The sequence below is a fragment of the Streptomyces sp. GLSS-08 genome (assembly GCF_056387915.1).
Genome location: NZ_JBWJAQ010000013.1, coordinates 113938 through 134301, shown reverse-complemented (window position 1 = coordinate 134301; position 20364 = coordinate 113938). Strand labels below are relative to the sequence as shown.

Annotated in this window: 19 protein-coding genes; 9 read left to right on the top strand and 10 right to left on the bottom strand. The window is 71.9% G+C overall.

Features of this window, described 5'->3' with window-relative positions; genetic code table 11:
- The first annotated feature begins 82 nt into the window (after positions 1-82).
- Complete coding sequence (locus AC0ZLC_RS23475; protein WP_476753914.1) at positions 83-1630, top strand: MFS transporter; 1548 nt, start codon at positions 83-85, stop codon at positions 1628-1630.
- Positions 1631-1810: 180 nt separating this feature from the next.
- On the opposite strand, the gene AC0ZLC_RS23470 is transcribed toward AC0ZLC_RS23475, so the two are convergent.
- A complete protein-coding gene (locus AC0ZLC_RS23470) occupies positions 1811-2314 on the bottom strand; it encodes a MarR family winged helix-turn-helix transcriptional regulator (RefSeq protein ID WP_476753913.1) in 504 nt (167 codons plus the stop codon).
- Positions 2315-2470: 156 nt separating this feature from the next.
- On the opposite strand from AC0ZLC_RS23470, the gene AC0ZLC_RS23465 reads away from it, so the two are divergent.
- Positions 2471-3268 carry a dioxygenase family protein gene (locus AC0ZLC_RS23465; RefSeq protein WP_476753912.1) on the top strand — a complete coding sequence of 266 codons (798 nt, stop codon included), beginning with the start codon at positions 2471-2473 and terminating at the stop codon, positions 3266-3268.
- A 69-nt stretch (positions 3269-3337) separates the two neighbouring features.
- On the opposite strand, the gene AC0ZLC_RS23460 is transcribed toward AC0ZLC_RS23465, so the two are convergent.
- Complete coding sequence (locus AC0ZLC_RS23460; RefSeq protein WP_476753911.1) at positions 3338-3856, bottom strand: N-acetyltransferase family protein; 519 nt, start codon at positions 3854-3856, stop codon at positions 3338-3340.
- A gap of 169 nt (positions 3857-4025) precedes the next feature.
- Here AC0ZLC_RS23460 and AC0ZLC_RS23455 point away from each other — a divergent pair, with 169 nt between their 5' ends.
- On the top strand, positions 4026-5024 hold the full coding sequence (locus tag AC0ZLC_RS23455; protein ID WP_476753910.1) for a sigma-70 family RNA polymerase sigma factor: 999 nt from the start codon (positions 4026-4028) through the stop codon (positions 5022-5024).
- A 303-nt stretch (positions 5025-5327) separates the two neighbouring features.
- Here the strand turns inward: AC0ZLC_RS23455 and AC0ZLC_RS23450 are convergent, their stop codons facing one another.
- Complete coding sequence (locus AC0ZLC_RS23450) at positions 5328-6320, bottom strand: helix-turn-helix transcriptional regulator (RefSeq protein ID WP_476753909.1); 993 nt, start codon at positions 6318-6320, stop codon at positions 5328-5330.
- A gap of 88 nt (positions 6321-6408) precedes the next feature.
- Here AC0ZLC_RS23450 and AC0ZLC_RS23445 point away from each other — a divergent pair, with 88 nt between their 5' ends.
- The 5 genes from AC0ZLC_RS23445 to AC0ZLC_RS23425 all read left to right on the top strand — a co-directional run bounded on the left by AC0ZLC_RS23445 (position 6409) and on the right by AC0ZLC_RS23425 (position 12583).
- Positions 6409-7929 carry an MFS transporter gene (locus tag AC0ZLC_RS23445; protein WP_476753908.1) on the top strand — a complete coding sequence of 507 codons (1521 nt, stop codon included), beginning with the start codon at positions 6409-6411 and terminating at the stop codon, positions 7927-7929.
- A 197-nt stretch (positions 7930-8126) separates the two neighbouring features.
- On the top strand, positions 8127-8888 hold the full coding sequence (locus tag AC0ZLC_RS23440) for a DeoR/GlpR family DNA-binding transcription regulator (RefSeq protein WP_476753907.1): 762 nt from the start codon (positions 8127-8129) through the stop codon (positions 8886-8888).
- Between the two features lie 13 nt (positions 8889-8901).
- On the top strand, positions 8902-9855 hold the full coding sequence (pfkB, locus tag AC0ZLC_RS23435; protein WP_476753906.1) for a 1-phosphofructokinase: 954 nt from the start codon (positions 8902-8904) through the stop codon (positions 9853-9855).
- A gap of 169 nt (positions 9856-10024) precedes the next feature.
- Complete coding sequence (locus AC0ZLC_RS23430) at positions 10025-12196, top strand: PTS fructose transporter subunit IIABC (RefSeq protein ID WP_476753905.1); 2172 nt, start codon at positions 10025-10027, stop codon at positions 12194-12196.
- Positions 12197-12325: 129 nt separating this feature from the next.
- Positions 12326-12583: a hypothetical protein gene (locus AC0ZLC_RS23425; protein WP_476753904.1), complete on the top strand. Its 258-nt coding sequence runs from the start codon at positions 12326-12328 to the stop codon at positions 12581-12583.
- A gap of 225 nt (positions 12584-12808) precedes the next feature.
- Here AC0ZLC_RS23425 and AC0ZLC_RS23420 read toward each other — a convergent pair whose 3' ends face one another.
- From AC0ZLC_RS23420 to AC0ZLC_RS23405, 4 genes are all read right to left on the bottom strand, one after another.
- Positions 12809-13561, bottom strand: a complete 753-nt coding sequence (locus AC0ZLC_RS23420) for a DUF6227 family protein (RefSeq protein WP_476753903.1) — start codon at positions 13559-13561, stop codon at positions 12809-12811.
- A 157-nt stretch (positions 13562-13718) separates the two neighbouring features.
- The gene (locus AC0ZLC_RS23415; protein ID WP_476753902.1) at positions 13719-14939 is read right to left on the bottom strand and encodes a L,D-transpeptidase; all 1221 of its coding nucleotides are present in this window, start codon (positions 14937-14939) and stop codon (positions 13719-13721) included.
- A 341-nt stretch (positions 14940-15280) separates the two neighbouring features.
- Positions 15281-16309, bottom strand: coding sequence for a P1 family peptidase (locus AC0ZLC_RS23410; RefSeq protein WP_476753901.1), 1029 nt, complete (start codon positions 16307-16309; stop codon positions 15281-15283).
- The gene (locus AC0ZLC_RS23405; protein ID WP_476753900.1) at positions 16306-17646 is read right to left on the bottom strand and encodes a low temperature requirement protein A; all 1341 of its coding nucleotides are present in this window, start codon (positions 17644-17646) and stop codon (positions 16306-16308) included. Before AC0ZLC_RS23405 ends, AC0ZLC_RS23410 begins: the two co-directional genes overlap by 4 nt.
- Before the next feature lie 125 nt (positions 17647-17771).
- Here AC0ZLC_RS23405 and AC0ZLC_RS23400 point away from each other — a divergent pair, with 125 nt between their 5' ends.
- A complete protein-coding gene (locus tag AC0ZLC_RS23400; protein ID WP_476753899.1) occupies positions 17772-17954 on the top strand; it encodes a hypothetical protein in 183 nt (60 codons plus the stop codon).
- A gap of 138 nt (positions 17955-18092) precedes the next feature.
- Here AC0ZLC_RS23400 and AC0ZLC_RS23395 read toward each other — a convergent pair whose 3' ends face one another.
- From AC0ZLC_RS23395 to AC0ZLC_RS23385, 3 genes are all read right to left on the bottom strand, one after another.
- Entirely contained in the window at positions 18093-18569 is a 477-nt protein-coding gene (locus tag AC0ZLC_RS23395; protein ID WP_476753898.1) for a large conductance mechanosensitive channel protein MscL, read from the bottom strand.
- A 150-nt stretch (positions 18570-18719) separates the two neighbouring features.
- A complete protein-coding gene (locus AC0ZLC_RS23390) occupies positions 18720-19253 on the bottom strand; it encodes a hypothetical protein (RefSeq protein ID WP_476753897.1) in 534 nt (177 codons plus the stop codon).
- Positions 19254-19446: 193 nt separating this feature from the next.
- Positions 19447-20343, bottom strand: a complete 897-nt coding sequence (locus AC0ZLC_RS23385) for an S-methyl-5'-thioadenosine phosphorylase (RefSeq protein ID WP_476753896.1) — start codon at positions 20341-20343, stop codon at positions 19447-19449.
- Positions 20344-20364 lie beyond the last annotated feature (21 nt).

Here is a 20364-nt window from a genome sequence, read left to right as displayed (position 1 = left end):
GGCCGTCACCGTCGACGACCTGTCTCCTCTCCTCCGACTTCTGACCCTTTTTCCACTGCGAAGTACCGAAATGGGTACCCCCATGTCTGAAACAGTCCGGGCCACCGCCAAAGCGGATCTGGCCGACGCTCATTCCAACCGCTGGAAGGCGCTCAGCTTCATCGCGCTCGCCCAGCTGATGGTCGTCCTCGACGCGACCATCGTGAACATCGCGCTGCCCTCCGCCCAGCAGGACCTGGGGATATCGGACGGCAACCGGCAGTGGGTCATCACGGCCTACGCGCTGGCCTTCGGCGGTCTGCTGCTCTTCGGCGGCCGCATCGCCGACCTGTGGGGGCGCAAGCGCACCTTCGTGGCCGGCCTGATCGGCTTCGCCGGCGCGTCCGCCCTCGGCGGCGCCGCCACGAACGAGGCGATGATGCTCGGCGCCCGCGCCCTGCAGGGTGCGTTCGGCGCACTGCTCGCGCCCGCCGCGCTCTCCCTGCTCGCGGTGATGTTCACCGAGCCCAAGGAGCGCGCCAAGGCGTTCGGCATCTACGGTGCGATCGCCGGCGGCGGCGGCGCCGTGGGCTTCATCCTCGGCGGTGTCCTCACCGAGTACCTGGACTGGCGCTGGACGTTCTTCGTGAACATCCCGTTCGCGATCATCGCCGCCGCGGGCGCGTACTACGTCATCCGTGAGCCGGCCGGCGGCCGCAACCGCTCGCCGCTCGACATCCCGGGCGTCATCCTCTCCGTCCTCGGTCTGGTCACGCTCGTCTACGCCTTCACCCGCGCCGAGTCCGACGGCTGGGGCGACTCCGTGACCGTCGGCCTGTTCGTGGCCTCGGTGGTGCTGCTCGCCGCGTTCGTCGTCACCGAGTCCAGGGTCAAGGCCCCGCTGCTGCCGCTGCGCGTCATCACCGAGCGCAACCGCGGAGGCGTCTACCTCTCGCTCGGTCTCGCGATCATCGCGATGTTCGGCCTGTTCCTCTTCCTGACCTACTACCTGCAGATCGTGAAGGGCTACTCGCCGGTCAGGACCGGCTTCGCCTTCCTGCCGATGATCGGCGGCATGATGGTGGGCTCGACGCAGATCGGCACCCGCCTGATGACCCGGGTCGCGCCGCGCCTGCTGATGGGACCCGGCTTCCTGGTCGCCGCGCTCGGCATGCTGCTGCTGACCCGGCTCGAGATCGGCTCCTCCTACGCCAGCACGATCCTGCCGGCGATGGTGCTGCTCGGTCTCGGCATGGGTACGGCGTTCATGCCCGCCATGTCGCTGTCCACGCACGGTGTCGAGCCGCGTGACGCCGGTGTCGCCTCCGCGATGGTCAACACCTCGCAGCAGGTGGGCGGCGCGATCGGTACGGCCCTGCTGAACACGATCGCCGCCTCGGCGACGACCTCGTACATCAAGGACCACATCGCCGGTGCCACCACGCAGTCCCAGCAGCAGCTGGTCCAGCTCCAGGGCCAGGTGCACGGCTACACCAACGCGATCTGGTTCGCCGTCGGCATCCTCGTGGTCGCCGCGACGGTGGCCGTCACCTTCATCACCACCGGCCGCCCCGACACCTCGGCGCTGTCCGGCGACGGAACGGGCGAGGGCGTCGAGGACGAACTCAAGGTCCCGGTCATCGCCCACTGACACCCCGTACCCCCGGGTGCCCGCGCGCCCGGGGGACCGACGGTGCCTCGCGTGCGGGCGTGGGGTGGGGACGCCTCGCCCGTACGAGTCCCAGGGTCCGCCCCGGTTCCGAGCTCAGCGGAACCGGGGCGGACCCGCGTCCGCAACCGTGCCCCGGGGGAGCGGACGCGGAACGGTGCCCTACCGCAGCCAGGGCAGGTCCGCGCCCGCGTCCTGCGGCTGGAGCCCCTCGGCGAGGATCCGCATGATGTCACCGAGGGACTTCTGCTGCTCCGGGCTGAGCCGGTCGAAGAGGGCCTGGCGGACGGCGGCGACATGGCCGGGGGCCGTGCGCCGCAGCACCTCGCGGCCCTCGTCCGTCAGCACCGCGAACTGCCCCCGCTTGTCGGAGGGACAGTCCTCGCGCCGCACCCAGCCGCTCTTCTCCAGCCGCGCGACGGCGTGCGAGAGGCGGGAGCGGGTGATCTTCGCGTTCCTGGCCACCTCGGTCATCCGCAGCTGTCCGCGCGGGGCCTCCGCGAGCTGCACGAGCAGGCCGTAGTAGATGTGGGGCATGCCCGCGTCACGCTGCAACTGACGGTCGAGATGGTCCTCGAGCAGGGTCGTGGCGTGCATGTAGGCGCGCCAGATGCGCTGTTCCTCGTCGCTGAGCCAGCGCGGCTCTTCCGCGGGTGCCGTGTTCATGCACTCCACTGTACGGAGACCTCTTTTTGAACCTTGAACAAGTGGGGAGTACGCTCCGAGTAGAGCTTTAGAGTTCAAGTATCCAGGATGCAGGCAGCCTCGTGCCCGGGTCATCGGTATCCGAGTTCAGGGGTCGTCAGTGAGGGAGCCGCCGTCATGTCCGCCACCGCCGAGGAGCGCGTCACACGCGAGCGCATGCCCGCCCTCTACCTGAGCCACGGCGCGCCGCCGCTCGCCGACGACCCCGTCTGGCCCGGCCAGCTCGCCGCCTGGTCCGCAGGACTGCCGCGTCCGAAGGCGATCCTGATGGTCTCCGCCCACTGGGAGGAGGCCCCGCTCGCCCTCGGTGCGGTGGAGACCGTGCCGCTGGTCCACGACTTCTGGGGCTTCCCCGAGCACTACTACCGGGTGCGGTACGCGGCCCCGGGCGCCCCCGGGCTCGCCGAGTCGGTGCGCAAGCTGCTGCGCGCCCCCGGCACGCCGGTCCAGGACATCCCCGACCGCGGCCTGGACCACGGCGCGTACGTGCCGCTGGTGGAGATGTTCCCCGGCGCCGACATCCCGGTGCTCCAGATCTCCATGCCGACGCTCGACCCGGTCGCGCTGCTGGAGATCGGCCGCAGGCTGGCGCCGCTGCGCGACGAGGGCGTGCTGATCGTGGGCTCCGGGTTCTTCACCCACAACCTGCGGGCGCTCAGTCCCGAGGGCCGCGTGTCCTCGGTGATGGCCGAGTTCGACGACTGGGGACGGCGTGCCCTGGACGCCCAGGACCTGGACGCCCTGCTCGACTTCGAGAACAAGGCCCCGGCGGGCCGGCTGGCGCACCCCCGCACCGAGCACTTCGCGCCCCTGTTCGTCACCCTGGGCGCGGCCCACGAGGAGCTGGACTCGCAGCGCACGGTGATCGACGGCTTCTGGCTGGGACTCGCCAAGAGGTCGGTGCAGATCGGCTGACCGGCGCGCAGATCGGCCGGGGCGGGGCGGGGCGGGGGCGCCGGGACGGCCGGTCGGTCCGACTCGGAGTCAGAGTTCCTTCTCGTACCAGGCCACGTCCCAGTAGCGGCCGAACTTGCGGCCCACCTCCCGGTACGTGCCGACGTGCCGGAACCCGAAGCGTTCGTGCAGCCGCACGGACGCTTCGTTGGGCTGGGCGACGCCCGCGAACGCGCGGTGTACATCCTCGCCGGCGAGGGACTCGAACAGCGTCTTGTAGAGCAGGGTGCCGATGCCGCGGCCGCCGGCGCCGGGGGCGACGTAGACGGTCACCTCCACCGACGTGGCGTACGCCGGCTTGGGGCGCAAGGGGCTGGACGTGGCGTATCCCAGAATCCGCTGTGAGTCGGCGGCCGTGGCAACCATCAGGCGGTGCGGGCCGTCTACCGGGTGGGAGAGCAGCCACGGGCGGCGCTCCTCCGCGGTGAAGGGGACGGTGTCGAAGGTGATCGGGGTTTCGCGTACGTAGTGGTTGTAGAGGTCGGTGAGGGCTTCGAGGTCCCGCTCGACTCCTGGCCTGACCTGCACCTCTGCGCGTTCCGACCCCATCCGGCCTCCCTTTGTGGCGGCACAGGGTACTGCATGATCACAAAAATCGAGGGGCCGCTTGGGAATTCTGTCCGGATTCCAGTCGTTGTTTCCATCGGATGCAGGGCACCCGGGAGGGTGAACCGAGTGTCCAGGACGACCGCCAGCCCACCACCGCAAGGGAGCACGCATGGCAACCCGTGCCGTCGCCCGTCGTAAGTCCGCCGCCGGCGAGACCGACGCGGCAAGCAGTGTGCGCGCCGTAGGCGGCGAGATCGCCGATCGCGACCTGGTCGGCATGTATCTCGACGAGATCGCGCGCACGCCTCTGCTCGACGCCGCCAAGGAAGTCGAGTTGTCCCAGGTCATCGAGGCGGGCGTGTTCGCACAGCAGATCCTCCAGGGAGAGGTCGACGACGCCGGTGCGGACGCGACCCGTGAGGAGTTGGAGGCACTGGTCGCCGACGCCGAGCGGGCCAAGGACGTCTTCATCCGTTCGAATCTGCGGCTGGTCGTCGCCGTGGCCCGGCGCTATCCGCGCAGCGGCCTCCCCCTGCTCGACCTCATCCAGGAGGGCAACGCGGGCCTGGTCCGCGCCGTCGAGAAGTTCGACTACCGCAAGGGCTTCAAGTTCTCGACGTATGCCACCTGGTGGATCCGCCAGGCGATCACGCGGTCGATCGCGGACCAGTCGCGCACGATCCGGCTGCCCGTCCACCTGGTCGAGGAGCTGGGCCGCATCCGCCGCGTGCAGCGCGAGTTCAACCGCGAGCACGGCCGAGACCCGGAGCCCACCGAGATCGCCGCCGAGCTCGGTTCGAACCCGGAGCGCGTCATCGACGTCCTCGACTGGGCCCGCGACCCGGTCTCGCTGAACATGGCGGTGGACGACGCGGGGGAGACCCAGTTCGGCGACCTGCTCGAGGACACCTCGGCGGTCTCGCCGGAGCAGTCCGTCCTCACCCTGCTGCGCAGCGAGGAGCTGGACGACCTGATCGGCCGCCTCGACCAGCGCACGGCCTCCATCATCAAGATGCGCTACGGCATCGAGGACGGCCGGGAGCGCACGCTCACCGAGGTCGGCAAGCAGCACGGCCTGACCCGCGAGCGGATCAGGCAGATCGAGAAGCACGCCCTGATGGAGCTGAAGAAGCTGGCGCGTGACACCGGTTTCGACGCGGCCGCGTGACGCCGCACACCCGTCCGGCGTACATGGCCTGGTAAGGCCGCTTCAAAAGGCCGAAGGCGGGGCACAAGACCTCAGGGCCCGGACATCGGGCCCGGGTCTCGCGGCCCGGGTCCCCCGGGGGCCCGAGCCGCGGAGCGTCTCGCCCGGCGGTTCGTCCACCACCCACAAGCCGAGTCCCGACGCACTCCCCCCCGGCGCCGGGACTCGCCCGGGCCGAGCTCCGGCGCCTCCCCCCCCTGGCGCCGGGGCTCGGCTCTCTTGTGCGGTCAGGATGCGGTGAGGGTGACCGCCCCGGCCACGGGGTCAGGATGCGGTGAGGGTGTCGCCCTGGGCGCCGCCCGCCGCGCGCGTCAGGCGTCCGCCCAGGTCCCGCAGGTATCCGACCAGCTCCGCCGGTTCCCGCACCGTGAACTCGCAGTCGACCATCGCGAGCCGCACCGCCAGCCACTCCACGGAGTCGCCGGCGCGGGCGCGCAGCCGGCAGCTGCGGTCGTCGACCGGCTCGGGCGCGCCCAGCCAGGCCGGTAGCCGCGCGGCGACGAACTCGGCGGGCGCCGCGAAGGTCACCTCGAACGCGTACGTCGCCTGCCGCCGGAACATGGACTGCCGCAGGTACTCCGCCGCGCTCCCCGTCGGCAGCTCGCGCGGGGTGAACCGCGCCCCCGTCGCGAGAGGCTCGGCGACCCGGTCGACGCGGAAGGTGCGCCAGTCCTCGCGGTCGAGGTCGTACGCGACGAGATACCAGCGGCGCCCGGTCGAGACGAGCCGGTACGGCTCGGTCAGGCGCCGTGAGGGAGTCCCGTCCCCGGAGCGGTACGCGAACCGCAGCCGCTCGCGGCCCGCCACCGTCGAGGCCATCACGGTCAGCGTCTCGGGCGCGATGGTGGCGCCGTCCCCGCTGGTCAGCGGCATGGTGGCCGTCTGGAGGACGGACACGCGGTGCCGCAGCCGCGACGGCAGCACCTGCTCCAGCTTGGCCAGGGCACGTACGGAGGCCTCCTCCACGCCCTCGACGGCGTGCCCGGCGCCGGCCCGCAGGCCCACCGCGATGGCGACGGCCTCCTCGTCGTCGAGCACGAGGGGCGGCATCGCCTTCCCCGCGACCAGCCGGTACCCGCCGTCGGCTCCCTTGCTCGCCTGCACGGGATAGCCCAGCTCGCGGAGCCGGTCGATGTCGCGGCGGACGGTACGACGGGACACTCCGAGCCGGTCGGACAGTTCGCCGCCCGGCCACTCGCGAGGCGTCTGGAGCAGCGAGAGGAGCTGGAGGAGCCGCGCCGGGGTGTCGGTCGTCATGGTGTCTCCTCGGTCCGGGTCGTCATGTTCTCCAGACTGCCGCAGATCTAGGACACGATCTGACCTAATGGGGTCATAGCTTTGTCGCATGACCTCCACCGAGACCCCTCTCAGCAGTCCGGCTCCCGGAGCCGACCGGCGGCGCTGGTTCGCCCTCGCGATCGTGATGACCGCGGCCTTCATGGACCTGGTCGACGTGACGATCGTCAACATCGCGATCCCGTCCATCCAGCGGGACGAGGGCGCGACGTTCAGCCAGATCCAGTGGATCACCGCGGGCTACGCGCTGGCCTTCGCCGCGGGGCTCATCACCGGGGGGCGGCTCGGTGACATCCACGGGCGCAAGCGGATCTTCCTCCTCGGCATCGGCGGCTTCACGCTGGCATCCGCGCTGTGCGGCTTCGCCGCGAACCCGGGGATGCTCGTCGCCTCGCGGATCCTGCAGGGCGCGATGGCCGCGCTGATGGTGCCGCAGGTGCTGTCGATCGTCCACGCGACCTTCCCGGCACACGAGCGGGGCAAGGTGTTCGGGCTCTTCGGCGCGGTCGTGGGCCTGGGTGCGGTGTCCGGTCCGATTCTCGGCGCGCTGCTCACCGAGTGGAACCTGTTCGGTCTGGAGTGGCGGCCGATCTTCCTCATCAACCTGCCGGTCGGCGTGGCCGGGTTGATCCTGGGCCGCAGGTTCATCACCGAGTCCAAGGCCCCGCGGGCGCTGCGGCTCGACCTGGTCGGCGTCGCCCTGGTCACGCTGGGCCTGCTGATGCTCCTCTACCCGCTCACCCGGGGCCGCGAGTTGGGCTGGCCGCTGTGGGGCTACGTCTCGATGGCGGGCGCGCTCGGTGTCTTCGCGGCGCTGGTGGCGTACGAGAGGCGCAAGGCGCAGCGGGACGGTTCGCCGCTGGTCGAGCTGTCGCTGTTCAAGGTGAAGAGCTTCGCCGCGGGCATCGCCGTGCAGATCGTCTTCGGGGTGGCCCTCGGCATCTTCTTCCTGGTGTGGACGCTGTACATGCAGGTCGGGCTGGGCTGGAGCGCGCTGCGGGCCGGTCTGACCGGGGTGCCGTTCTCCATCGCGGTGTCGGCGGCGGCCGGGATGTCGGTGCAGCTGCTGGTCCCGCGCTTCGGACGCAAGGTGCTCCAGGGTGGCGCGCTGATCATGGGGCTCGGCGTGCTGCTCTACATCTGGGAGTCCGAGCGGTACGGCGCCTCCATCGCCTCCTGGCAGATGGCGCTGCCGCTGGTGGTGATGGGTGCGGGGATGGGCTTCATCGTGGCCCCGCTGACGGACGCGGTGCTGTCGGAGGTCCCGCGCGAGCACGCCGGTTCGGCGTCCGGGCTCATCAACACCGTGCAGCAGATGGGCAACGCGCTCGGTCTCGGGCTGGTGTCCGTGGTCTTCTTCGGCACGATGAGCGACCGGCTGGCTCCGGCGGAGGTGGGGCCGGCGTTCGTGAACGGCTTCCAGCACGCGCTGGTCTGGGTGGCCGCGGTGATGGGCGCCATCTTCCTGCTGATGTTCGCGCTGCCCAAGCGGCCCGCGCAGCATGTGGAGGGGGCTGCCGGGACGACCGGCGCGGCCGGGACGGAGCAGGAGCCGGTGCTCGTTCCGTGAGCCACGGATGAACCGTCCGATAAGGGCCCGGCACATCAGGTGCCGGGCCCTTCTCGTGCCCCGGACCCGTGTCGGCCCACATCACCGTGAGTCCGTTCATGCCCGAATGAAGCCCGAACCTGTTTACATTCTCGGAAACCAGTCGTAGCCTCCCCTCAAGAACAACAAGTTCGGGCATCAGGCGGAGGCGAACGGACATGTACGCACCGGAGCGGCAGCAGGAGATCCTCCGGCTCGCCCGTGACGGCGGCCGGGTCGACGTCCCGTCGCTGGCCGAGGAGTTCCAGGTCACCGCGGAAACCATCCGCCGGGACCTCAAGGCCCTCGACCGCGCGGGACTGCTGCGCCGGGTGCACGGCGGCGCGATCCCGGCGGGCCGCCTCGACTTCGAGCCCGACCTCGCCGAACGCGAGTCCACCGCCGCCGACGAGAAGGACCGCATCGCCCGCGCGGCGCTGGCCGAACTGCCGGGCGAGGGCACGATGATCCTCGACGCGGGCAGCACGGTCGCCCGGCTCGCCGGCAGCCTCCCGCTGGAGTCGACGCTTACCGCCGTCACGCACAGCCTGCCGATCGCGGCCCGCCTCGCGGACCACCCCGGCATCCAGCTCCACCTCGTCGGAGGCCGCGTGCGGCACCGGACCCGCGCCGCCGTCGACGCCTGGGCGCTGCGGGCGTACGGCGAGATCCGCGCCGACGTCGTGTTCATCGCGGCCAACGGCTTCTCGCCCCAGCACGGACTCACCACTCCCGACCTCGCCGAGGCCGCCGTCAAGCGCGCGGCCGTCCGCGCCGCGCGCCGGGTGGTGCTGCTCGCCGACTCCTCCAAGCACGGCCAGGAGCACTTCGCACGCTTCGGTGACCTCGGCGACGTGGACCTGCTGATCACCGACAGCGGGCTGAGCCCGGAAGACGTCGTCGCCGTCGAGCGCGGCGGCACCGAAGTGCAGTGTGTCTGAGAGACGAGCGCGCATGATCCTCACCGTCACCCCCAACCCCTCCCTCGACCGTACGTACGAGGTCCCGTCCCTGGACCGCGGTGAGGTCATCCGGGCCACCGGCGAGCGGATGGACCCGGGCGGCAAGGGGGTCAACGTGTCGCGGGCGGTCGCCGCGGCCGGGCAGCGCACCGTGGCCGTGCTGCCCCTCGGCGGAGCACCCGGCGCCCTCGTCGCCCACCTGCTCGACGCCCAGGGCATCGACGTCGCGACCGTCCCGGTGGCCGGCGCGACCCGCTCCAACATCTCGGTCGCCGAACCCGACGGCACCCTCACGAAGATCAACGCACCCGGCCCCGAACTCTCGCCCGCCGAGGCCGAGTCGCTCCTGGACACCGTCCGCGAGCAGTACCGCCCCGGCGAGACGGACTGGATCACCTGCTGCGGCAGCCTGCCGCGCGGACTGGGCCCGTCCTGGTACGCCGACCTCGTCGCCCGCGCCCACGCGGCGGGCGCCCGCATCGCGCTGGACACCTCGGGACCGGCACTGCTCGCGGCGTTGCGCGAGCGGCCCGACGTCGTCAAACCGAACGCCGAGGAGCTAGCGGAGGCCGTCGGGCGCCCGCTGGCCACCGTCGGCGACGCGGTCAAGGCCGCCGAGGAACTGCGCGAGCTGGGCGCCGGTGCCGTCCTGGCCAGCCTCGGCGCGGACGGGCAACTGCTCGTGGACGCGTCGGGTGCCTGGTTCGCCAGCGCGCACGTCGACGCCGTACGCAGCAACGTGGGCGCCGGTGACTCCTCGCTGGCCGGTTTCCTGATCGCCGGCGGCAGCGGACCCGACGCCCTCGCCTCCGCCGTCGCCCACGGCGCCGCCGCCGTGCGGCTGCCCGGCAGCGTCATGCCGGGCCCGGCCGACCTCGACCCCTCCGCCGTGACCGTCACGACGGAGGTCCCCGTGGACCGCGTACTGACGGAGCCGGTGTCATGACGCCCGCTCCCGCAACCGCCCCCTCGGAACGGGCACTGACGCGGCGGGACCTCCCCTTCCCCGCCGCAGCCGCCCCCGCCTGCCCCGCCCTCCTCCCCGAGGGCGGCACCCCCGTCCCCACCCCCGCCCGGCGTTCCCCACGGGCGATACGCGTGCGAAGGAGCCCGCGATGAGCGAGACGATCACCGCGGACCTGGTCGACCTCGACCTGTCCGCCGATACCAAAGAGGCGGCGGCACGCGCCCTCGCCGAGCACATGGTGGCCCTGGGCCGGGTCACCGACCTCGACGGTTTCCTCGCCGACGTGGCGGCCCGTGAGGCGCAGATGCCGACCGGCCTCGACGGCGGCATCGGCATCCCGCACTGCCGGAGCGTGCACGTCACCGAGCCGACGCTGGCCTTCGGGCGCAGCACCGCAGGGATCGACTTCGGCGCCCCAGACGGGCCCGCCGACCTGATCTTCCTGATCGCCGCCCCGGCGGGCGCGGACGACGCCCACCTCACGATCCTGTCCTCGCTGGCCCGTCGGCTGATGGACGGGGAGTTCACGTCCGCGCTGCGCGCCGCGACCGATGCCGGGGCCGCGGCCGCGCTCGTCGGCGGGGACGAGACCCCGGCCGCCACCCCGGCCGCGCTCGTCGGCGGGGACGAGGCCCCGGCCGCCACCCCGGCCACCTCCGTCCCCCACGACTCCGCGGCGGCGTCGAACGCGGCGGCCTCCGCCGACGCCGCCGCGGGCGGTCCGGCCGCGGCGCCGGGTGCGACCGTCCAGGACGGACCCGCCCCGGCACCGGGCGCCCCCCGCGGCGAGGGCCCCGGACGGACCGAGGAGGCGCGGCCGTTCCGGATCGTCGCCGTCACCTCCTGCCCCACGGGCATCGCGCACACCTACATGGCGGCCGAGTCGCTGGAGAACGCGGGACGCGCGGCGGGTGACGTCGAGATCACCGTCGAGACCCAGGGCTCGGCCGGGTTCACCCGGCTCGACCCGGCGGTCGTCGCGGCGGCGGACGGCGTGATCTTCGCGCACGACGTGCCCGTACGCGACAAGGACCGGTTCGCCGGGAAACCGACCGTCGACGTCGGCGTGAAGGCGGGCATCAACCGGCCCGCCGAGCTGATCTCCGAGGTCCGCGGAAAGGCCGAGCGCGGGGAGGTCACCGCGGGCTCCGCGCCCGGTACGCCGGTGGACCGCGCCGGCGATTCCGGCGAGGGCTACGGCACCAGGCTGCGCAAGTGGCTGATGAGCGGCGTGAGTTACATGGTGCCGTTCGTCGCCGCGGGCGGTCTGCTGATCGCCCTCGGGTTCGCGATCGGCGGCTACAAGGTCAACAAGGCGCCCTCCGTCATGGACCACTTCATGTGGATGCAGGCGGACAGCTGGGGCGCGCTGTTCTTCCAGATCGGCGCCGTGGCCTTCGGCTTCCTCGTCCCGGTGCTGGCCGGCTACATCGCGTACGGCATGGCGGACCGGCCCGGACTCGTCCCCGGCTTCGTCGGCGGCGCGATCTCACTCACCATCAACGCGGGCTTCCTCGGCGGCCTGGCCGCCGGCCTCATCGCCGGTGGCGTGGTGATCGGCATCCAGCGAGTGCGGATCCCCGCGGCGCTGCGCGGCATCATGCCGGTGGTGGTGATCCCGCTGATCTCCTCGGCGATCGTCGGGTTCCTGATGTTCGTGGTGATCGGCAAACCCATCGCCTCGGCCCAGAAGGGCATGACCGACTGGCTGAACGGGCTCACCGGCACCAACGCCGTCCTGCTCGGCGCACTCCTCGGCCTGATGATGTGCTTCGACCTCGGCGGCCCCGTCAACAAGGTCGCGTACACCTTCGCCACCGCCGGTATCGCGGTCGCGAGCCCCAGCGACTCCGCCATGAAGATCATGGCCGCGGTGATGGCGGCCGGCATGGTCCCGCCGCTTGCGATGGCACTGGCGACGACCGTGCGCGGCAAGCTGTTCACGCCGACCGAGCGGGAGAACGGCAAGGCGGCCTGGGTGCTCGGTGCCTCCTTCATCTCCGAGGGCGCCATCCCCTTCGCCGCGGCGGACCCGCTGCGCGTCATCCCGGCCTCGATGGCGGGAGGTGCGGTCACCGGTGCCCTGTCGATGGCCTTCGGCGCCACCCTGCGCGCCCCGCACGGCGGCATCTTCGTCGTCCCGCTGATCGGCAACCCGTTCCTCTACCTCGTCGCCATCGCCGCGGGCGTGTGCGTCACCACCGCCGTCGTGGTCGTCCTCAAGGGCCTGCGCAGGCAGAAGCCCGAGGGCAGGGGAGCGGAGGCGACCGACGCTGCCGCCCCGGCCGGGGCCGGCACCAAGGAGCCGGTCGCGGCCTGAGCCGCCGGACCGGGTCGAACCGTAGCCGCGCACTTGCCCCTTTAGGGCGACTGTGAGCCGTTCACCGCATCTGCGAGATGCGTCACGGTCCGGGACCAAAGTCCCGGACCGTGGTGTCTACTGGAACGCATGCCTGAGCATGTGTCGATCCTTCAGCTGACCGGCGCGAGCGTCCTCGCCCTGGCGACCGTCATCTGGGTCGTCGGCCTCGTGCGCCTGCTGCGCCGGAGCCGTCCCGGGACGGCGGCGGGGCATCCGGGCAGCACACTCGGTGCGGTGCCCTGCCAGCGGCAGTCCGGCCCGGGCGGGGACTCCGTGGAACTGACCCCGCAGGAGCGCGCCGCGTTCGCGTGCCTGGCACGGCAGTTCAGCGACAGCCGCCCGTGACGGTGCGCTTCGGCGGGGCGGGTCGGTAGTGGGGTGCGCGCCGATGAGGCGGGTCGCCCGTGACGGTGCGCGTCGGCGGGTCGGCTGGTCGGGACGGTGTCCGTCGGGCGGGCGGGCCGGTCGTGACCGTGCCCGTCGGTGAGGCGGGCCGGTCGGGCGGTGCCCGTCGGTGAGGCGGGCCGTCGTGCTGGTGCGCGTCGGCGGGGTGAAGCGCTGTGGTCGGCGTCAGCCGAGACGGGCCGCGCGACGCTCCATCGCCTCGCGGGCCGCGGCCTCCGTCGCGTACACCTCGCACATGTGCCGCCGGTCCGGCGTCGCCGTGTGCTCGACCTCCCAGAGGGAGATCTCGCGCCCGTCGCGCAACAGGAACGCGTGCTCGTAGAGCGAGAAGCACAGCCCAGGCGTCCGGCCCGCGCGGCCGGGGCGCCCAAAGGCCTGGATGATCTGGTGCGCGCAGGCCTCGCGCAGCAGCAGCCCGGTCAGGTCGGCGTCCGGCCCGTCCGCGTTCTCCGCGCGCCGCAGGAGCCGGCGCGCGTGATCCGCCGAGTCGTCGGGGACGTACGCGTGGCCCGGATCGAGAACCGGCGACAGCTGCACCAGCACGGGCAGTTCAAAGTCCGGCGCGTCCGCCGGCAGCGGTAACCGGGACGTCGCCGCCCGCAGCTCCTCCTCGTCCGCGTACACCTCGTGCTGGGCCTCACTGCCCGGGGTGGGGTTGTGGACCAGCTCCCACAGGGTGACCGCCGAGCCGTCGGCGAGCAGCCACGTGTGCCGGTACGTCTCCCGGTGCAGCCCCGCGCTGTGATGCGCGGAGTGCAGCGAGCTGTCGTGCGCCAGGGCGCAGTCGAGCTGCCGTATCACCTCGTCCGGCAACTCGAAGGAGTTGAGGGTACGGCCGAGCAGTCGCGCGAGATGCTCCTCCGGAGACTCGGGCGACTCGGCTGGCTCGTACGCTGCTGTCTCGTACGGAACGCTCAAGGCTTCTCCCGGCGTTGCTGCATGTCACCTTGTGGGTGCATACCGTAGCCCCTCGGTCGGACATCATGTCCGCGAACCGAGAAAACCTGCGGACAGAAAACGCGCGGGCCGCGCGGGGTGTTCCCGCGCGGCCCTCACAAGGGTCAAAACCCCCTCGTCAGACGGCACTTCCGGCGGTCCAGGCGCTCCACGCCATGTTCCAGCCGTTGAGTCCGTTGTCCGGCGCGACCGCCTTGTCGGGGGAGTTCACGACCTTCACGACGTCCCCGACGAGCGAGTTGTCGAAGAACCACTTGGCGACCGTTTCACCCTGCGCCCCCCGCTCGTCCGCGAGACCCACACAACCGTGACTCGTGCCCTGCCGGCCGAAGGGCGGATTGCCGCGGTTGTACCAGTAGTTGCCGTGGATGAACGTCCCCGACGTCGTCAGCCGCATCGCGTTCGGCACGTCCGAGATGTCGTACTCCCCGCCGTGGCCGACCGTCGCCCCGTTCATCCGCGTCTGCCGGAACTTCTCGGAGATCACCATCTGGCCGTTGTACGTGGTGTTCTGCGGGCTGCCCGACGAGATCGGGATCGTCTTGAGGGTCCTACCGTCGCGCACCACCGTCATCCTCTGCGTCGCGACGTCCACCGTGGAGACCTGCGAGCGGCCGACCGTGAAGGTGACGGTCTTGTCCTGCACGCCGTAGACGCCGTTCGCGCCCTCCACGCCGTCCAGGTCGATCTTCATGGTGACCTTGGAGCCGGCCTTCCAGTACTCCTCCGGCCGGAAGTCCAGCCGCTGCGCCCCGAACCAGTGCCCCACGACCCGCTGCCCGCTTGTGGACCGCACCGTGATGTGCGACTGCACGGCCTTCTTGTCGCTGATCGCCTTGTCGAAGGTGAAGGAGACCGGCATGCCGGCCCCGACCGTGGCACCGCCGTCGGGCGTGTACGTGCCGATGAAACTGTTGTCCGTGGAGACGGTGGTGAAGCTGGCATTGGCCGCCGCCGTACGGCCGTTGTTGTCCTTCGCCTTCGCGGAGATCCGGTACTTCGTCCCGCGCTCCAGCTGTTCCTCCGGCTTCCACGCCTTGCCGCTGCCGGAGAGCGAGCCGGGCACCGCGGTGCCGGTTGTGGCCACCGTCATCTTCACGTCGGTCAGCCTGCCGTCGCTGACCTTGACCCCGGTCGAGTTGATCGACGCGCTCGTCGAACCGTCCTTGGCCGAGATGACGATCTTCGCCGTGGACGACTTCGCCGAACTCCCGCCGTTCTTGCCGTCCTTGTTGTCCGCGTTGGCGTTTCCGCCACAGGCGGTGAGGGTGAGGGCGCCGACCATCAGGGCGGCACAGGCCCCCGCTGCGCGCCGCGTCGATATGTCGGGCGTTGTCACGGGCTGCTCCAGGTTCGTGGGATGTGGGTGGTCCGCTCCGTTGCGTGGAGAAAGAGCGCCGCAGGCCGTGAAGGGTTCCCGCCGACCGCGCTCGGGGCCATCACGTGACAGAACCAAGACAATCACCGCCACCTGCACCCCGCGGCCGCCCCCGGACACCCACCCCCGCCGGTCAACCCCGTCGCCCACCCGGTCCGCTCACCACCCCGACGCCCGACGCCCGCCTCCGTCGCTCACCCCGCCGACTGCTCGCGTCGGCCACCGCACCGCCCGCCCGCGTCGGCCGCCCGCCGGTCACCCCCGTTGGCGCCCCGCCACCCGCCACCTCCCCCCAGCTTCCGCTACCGGTCCCCGTAGAGCTCCCCGTACGACGGCCACGTCCCGCCCGGCCCGTCCACCGGCCCGGCCGCACGCACCGCACGGACGATCGCCCGCGTCACCACGTCCGCCCCCGCCGCCAGCACCTCGTTCAGCGCGAGGGGCTGCCCGGCGGTGAGCGGCCTCTCTCCCGTGGCCAGCGCGAAGACCGTGTCCCCGTCGTTGAGCAGATGCACCGGCCGCACGGCGCGCGCGATGCCGTCATGCGCGGTGCCCGCCAGCTTCTGGGCCTGCGCGCGCGTGAGTTCGGCGTCGGTGGCCACGACGGCCAGGGTCGTGTTCAGCGGGGGAGGGGCGTTCCTCGCGGCGGCCTCGGCCAGACGCAGCGAGGCCGCCGCGTGCACCTCGGCCGGCGGGTACGCCGCACGTCCGGTCAGCAACTCCCCGTACAGCGCCCCCGTCTCCGGCTCCACGGCCGAACCCGCCGCGTTGGCCACGACCAGCGCGGCCACCGTGATGCCCGAGGCGAGCACGGTGCTCGCCGTGCCGACGCCGCCCTTGACCGGACCGACCGCCGCCCCCGTCCCGGCGCCCACGCAGCCCTCCCGCACCGGGGCCCCCGGCCCGCTCGCCGCGGCGGCCTCCACCGCGGCCCGCCCGGTGGCCGCGTCCGGCCGCACCCCGAAGTCGCCACCACGGCCCAGGTCGAAGACGCAGGCGGCGGGCACGACCGGAACCACGTGCGCCGGGTCGGGACCGACACGCACCCCGCGCCCCTGCTCCTCCAGCCAGGCCATCACACCCGACGCCGAGTCCAGTCCGTACGCGCTGCCGCCGGTCAGCACGATCGCCTCGACCTTCTGCACCAGGTTGCGCGGGTCCAGGGCGTCGGTCTCCTTGGTGCCGGGTCCGCCGCCGCGCACGTCCACGGCCGCGACCGCACCCCCCGGCGGAGCAAGTACCACCGTGGTGCCGGTGAGTCTTCCTTCGCCGGTGAGCGTCGCGTGGCCCACCCGCAGACCCGCGACATCCGTCAGAGCGTCAAGTGTCATGCCCCCAGTCTTCCTTCAGTGCCCTTCGACGTACCTCCGGTGCCCTTCGCCGTCCCTTCGGTGCCTTTCGGTGTTCCGTCGGTGTCCCGCGACGTGTCTGCTCCCCGCTGCTCCGCTTCGGCCGTCGCTCCTTCCCGGCCCGCCGTCCGGGCCGTCAGCGCCACCCCGACCGCCACCGTCAGCGCCGTCACGATGCCCGTCGCGAGCACCGCCCAGTGACCGAGGAACGTGCACATGATGACGAGCAGAGCGGAGACGGGCAGGACGAGCTGCTGGGCGATGCCCACCTTGAAGTAGCGGGCGTGCAGCGCCCACACCGTCAGGAGGAACAGCGCCGTGGGCAGCGTCACCGCCGCGGACGCGGCCAGCGTCGAGATGTGCGCCTCGCCGACCGCCTGCTCGACGGCGACCTCCAGACCCGCGCCGATCGCGGCGGCGGACGCGAAGATGAGGTAGTGGCCGTATCCCCACACGAACGCCTGGGCGCTGGTCCGCAGATGGCCGTGGATCGGCACCACGAAGTAGACCCACCACGCGGCGAACACCACCAGCAGTCCGCCCACCGCGATCGGCAGCAGCTCGCCCAGGGCCTCGTGTTCGTCGACGGCCGACTTGACGGCGATCGTGGCCGCGGCGATCGTCTCGCCGAGCACGATGATGGTGAACAGGCCGTACCGCTCGGAGATGTGGCGCGGATGCCAGGACGTGCTGACTTCCCTCTCCGCGTACAGCGGGACGCACAGTTCGGCGATCGCCATCACCAGGAACACCCAGGGCCGGGCCGGCTCCGGCAGGACCAGCAGCCCCAGCCAGCCGACCATGCACAGCAGCACACCGACCGCGTACCGCAGTGCCATGGTTCTCTCGGGGCCCCGGGCCGAGCGGGCCGCGCGCAGCCACTGCGTGGTCATCGCGACCCGCATTATCGCGTAGCCCAGCCAGACGAGCAGGAAGTCGTGGTCGTCGAACGCCTTGGACACCCCGGCCGCGAGCACCAGGACACCGGCGATCTGGACCAGCGTGACGACCCGGAAGAGCACGTCGTCGTTGTCGTACGCCGAGGCGAACCAGGAGAAGTTCATCCAGGCCCACCAGATCGCAAAGAAGATCATCGCGTAGTTCAGGAGACCTTCGCCCGCGTGCCCCTCGGCCACCGCGTGAACCAACTGGCTGCCGGCCTGGGCGATGGCCACCACGAAGCACAGGTCGAAGAAGAGCTCCAGGGGCGACGCGACCCGGTGCGACTCGTCGCGGCCCCGGGCGGTCATTCTGCGCAGCGGCTGGTGGACGGCCGGTCGTGCCGCCCGGCCGGATGCGGAAGGGGTACTGGTGTTCATGAGGCCAAGCACAGCAGAAACACGCCGGAAATTCTTGTGAAAGTGTTCACGAGCGCTTTGGCCCGCCGCCGTCCTGAGCCGTGCGACCCAGGGCTCCGCGTGCCCGGGGCACGTACTCTGGAGGCATGAGTACCCGCCCCGCCCCCGAGCCGCGCGACCCCAAGGCCGCGCTGGTCTTCGACGATCCCCTGGACCGGCAGTCCTCGGACGACACGGACGCCGGGTGGGGCGAACGGCCCAGTGGCGGCGGCGACAGCGCGGCCGACCTGAAGCGCTTCCTCGACGAGAAGCCGCCGCACCACATCTGAGCCGCTGCCCCGTGGCCAGGCCTGCCTCCGGTCCCGGTCCCGGTCCCGAAACCGGTTCCGGAGCCGGGACCGGAACCGGAGCCGGTTCCGGTCCCAGGCCTCGTCCTGGTGCCCCCGGCTCTGCCCCTGCCCCCGGTCCTAGTTCTGGTCGTGGCCCGAGCCGCGCTGTGCCACCAGGGCGTCGCGGATCTCCTTGAGTACCTCCAGCTCGGTCACCTCCATGACCTCGTGCGTGTCCTCCCTCGCCTTCCGGCGGGCCTCCTGCCGGGCCAGGTACTTGGACATGGGCAGGACCATCAGGAAGTACACGACGGCTCCGGTGATCACGAAGCTGAGCGTCGCGCTGAGCACGGTGCCCCACAGGATGGGGATGCCGCTCGTGACCGTGCCGTCCTTGGCCGTCGCGCAGGGCGACTTCAGGCACGAGTGGTACCTGTCGAGGTCCTTCGTACCGAAGGCGCCAACCAGTGGGTTGATGACTCCCTTCACCACGGAATTGACGACGTTGGTGAAGGCTGCGCCGATGACCACCGCGACGGCCAGGTCGATGACGTTCCCCCGCATCAGAAAAGCCTTGAAGCCCTCCAGAACGCCAGGCTTCTTCTTCTCGCTCACCGAGAGGCCCCTCTGCACATGGTGTGGAACAAACAGCTCCGCAACCTACGTCAGGGTGCGCCCGGCCTGTCCAGTGCGGTAGCTCGAACGTGGGACCTGGAGCGGTGGCGCAGGTCGGAACCCCTGCTCCGGGGAACGCCTTCGCGCCGGTCAGCACAGCGTCACCGCCAGCCGTGCGGTCGTGCCGGCACCGGCCAGCCGGGTGGCCGTGGCCCGCGGGACCGACAGGACGACCAGTGCCCCGGCCTCGGTGGCATCGGCGTCCGGCACCTCGGTGACCCGTGCCCCGGCCGCCACGACCCGCGCCCGGCCGCCGCTGTCCGCCGCGACCACGTCGACGCGGTCGCCCGGGCGCAGCAGCCGCACCGTGGCCTCGTCGGCGATCCGCACCGGCGCCGTGACCTTCGCGGTCACGGGCCGCACGCGTAAGGGAGCGGACGCCGGCGCAGGTGGGGAGGCCGCCGTCGGATGCCCCCGGGGGTGCTCCGCGTCGTGGGGGCCGGTCGTCACGAGCGCGACGGCCGTGACCGCGAGGCCCGCGGCCACGGCCCGCTTCCGGTGCCGAAACAGACGCCGTACCCGCGAGCGGACGCCGCGGACACGCACGGGAGCGAAGAGCGGCACCTCGCACCGGGGAGGCGTGTCCGTGCCCGACGGGCGGGAGAGAGGGGAGAGCTGTGCCATGGGTGCCACCACCTGCCACGAGGGATCGGCTTGCGATCCCCACGATGAGGCCTCATGGCGAAGCCCGCCGGAGCCCGTGGACTACCGACGGGTTGTGGACAACTCCCCCACCCGAACGAGCAGTTCCGCAGGCGTCCCCCGCAGGGCGACAGGGCGGCCGAGCAAGGGCGGGAGTGGCCCGCCCCGCACCCGCTCAGGGCAGCTCGAACCCCGGGTCCATCCCGCCCAGGGCCGTCGTGCACAGGCAGCCCCGCGTCTCGTTCGCCGGCAGTGCCGCGACCGCGTCGAAGAGCACACCGCGCAGCCGGTCCACGTTCGCCGCGAAGACCTTCAGCACGTCCTCGTGCGAGACGCCCTCCCCGGTCTCGGCGCCCGCGTCCAGGTCCGTGACCAGGGTCAACGACGTGTAGCAGAGTTCCAGTTCACGGGCGAGCGCGGCCTCGGGGTGGCCCGTCATGCCCACCACCGACCAGCCCTGCGCCTGGTGCCAGAGGGACTCGGCCCGGGTCGAGAACCGCGGCCCCTCGACGACCACGAGCGTGCCCCCGTCCACCGCTTCCCAGTCCCGCCCGCGTGCGGCGGCCAGCGCGGCCTCGCGTCCTACGGGGCAGTACGGGTCGGCCAGCGACACGTGCACGACGTTCGGCACGTCGCCCCCGGGCAGCGGCAGCCCGTCGAAGTACGTCTGCGCCCGGGTCTTCGTGCGGTCGGCCATCTGATCGGGCACGAGCAGGGTCCCCGGCCCGTACTCGGGGCGCAGTCCGCCGACCGCGCAGGGGCCGAGCACCTGGCGCACCCCGACGGAGCGCAGGGCCCAGAGGTTGGCGCGGTAGTTGATGCGGTGCGGCGGCAGATGATGGCCGCGCCCGTGGCGCGGGAGGAACGCGACCCGCCGGCCGGCCACCTCGCCGAGGAAGAGCGAGTCACTGGGCGGCCCGTACGGAGTGTCGACCTGTATCTCGGTCACGTCGTCGAGGAACGAGTAGAGACCCGAGCCGCCGATGACGCCGATCTCGGCCGTGCGGGGCGGCCGTGTCCGTGCCGGACGCTGCGCCGCCGCCGGGTTCTGTGCGTTCTCCGTGTTCGCCATGACGGCACCCTAACCGGGCCC

Excerpts from the sequence above, each read along its gene's own strand:
- AC0ZLC_RS23405 (WP_476753900.1), bottom strand. The coding sequence starts at position 17,646 with ATGAACACCAGTACCCCTTCCGCATCCGGCCGGGCGGCACGACCGGCC.
- AC0ZLC_RS23445 (WP_476753908.1), top strand. The coding sequence starts at position 6,409 with ATGACCTCCACCGAGACCCCTCTCAGCAGTCCGGCTCCCGGAGCCGAC.
- AC0ZLC_RS23385 (WP_476753896.1), bottom strand. The coding sequence starts at position 20,343 with ATGGCGAACACGGAGAACGCACAGAACCCGGCGGCGGCGCAGCGTCCG.
- AC0ZLC_RS23465 (WP_476753912.1), top strand. The coding sequence starts at position 2,471 with ATGTCCGCCACCGCCGAGGAGCGCGTCACACGCGAGCGCATGCCCGCC.
- AC0ZLC_RS23455 (WP_476753910.1), top strand. The coding sequence starts at position 4,026 with ATGGCAACCCGTGCCGTCGCCCGTCGTAAGTCCGCCGCCGGCGAGACC.
- AC0ZLC_RS23425 (WP_476753904.1), top strand. The coding sequence starts at position 12,326 with ATGCCTGAGCATGTGTCGATCCTTCAGCTGACCGGCGCGAGCGTCCTC.
- AC0ZLC_RS23475 (WP_476753914.1), top strand. The coding sequence starts at position 83 with ATGTCTGAAACAGTCCGGGCCACCGCCAAAGCGGATCTGGCCGACGCT.
- AC0ZLC_RS23450 (WP_476753909.1), bottom strand. The coding sequence starts at position 6,320 with ATGACGACCGACACCCCGGCGCGGCTCCTCCAGCTCCTCTCGCTGCTC.
- AC0ZLC_RS23460 (WP_476753911.1), bottom strand. The coding sequence starts at position 3,856 with ATGGGGTCGGAACGCGCAGAGGTGCAGGTCAGGCCAGGAGTCGAGCGG.
- AC0ZLC_RS23390 (WP_476753897.1), bottom strand. The coding sequence starts at position 19,253 with ATGGCACAGCTCTCCCCTCTCTCCCGCCCGTCGGGCACGGACACGCCT.
- AC0ZLC_RS23430 (WP_476753905.1), top strand. The coding sequence starts at position 10,025 with ATGAGCGAGACGATCACCGCGGACCTGGTCGACCTCGACCTGTCCGCC.
- AC0ZLC_RS23410 (WP_476753901.1), bottom strand. The coding sequence starts at position 16,309 with ATGACACTTGACGCTCTGACGGATGTCGCGGGTCTGCGGGTGGGCCAC.
- AC0ZLC_RS23470 (WP_476753913.1), bottom strand. The coding sequence starts at position 2,314 with ATGAACACGGCACCCGCGGAAGAGCCGCGCTGGCTCAGCGACGAGGAA.
- pfkB (WP_476753906.1), top strand. The coding sequence starts at position 8,902 with ATGATCCTCACCGTCACCCCCAACCCCTCCCTCGACCGTACGTACGAG.
- AC0ZLC_RS23400 (WP_476753899.1), top strand. The coding sequence starts at position 17,772 with ATGAGTACCCGCCCCGCCCCCGAGCCGCGCGACCCCAAGGCCGCGCTG.
- AC0ZLC_RS23440 (WP_476753907.1), top strand. The coding sequence starts at position 8,127 with ATGTACGCACCGGAGCGGCAGCAGGAGATCCTCCGGCTCGCCCGTGAC.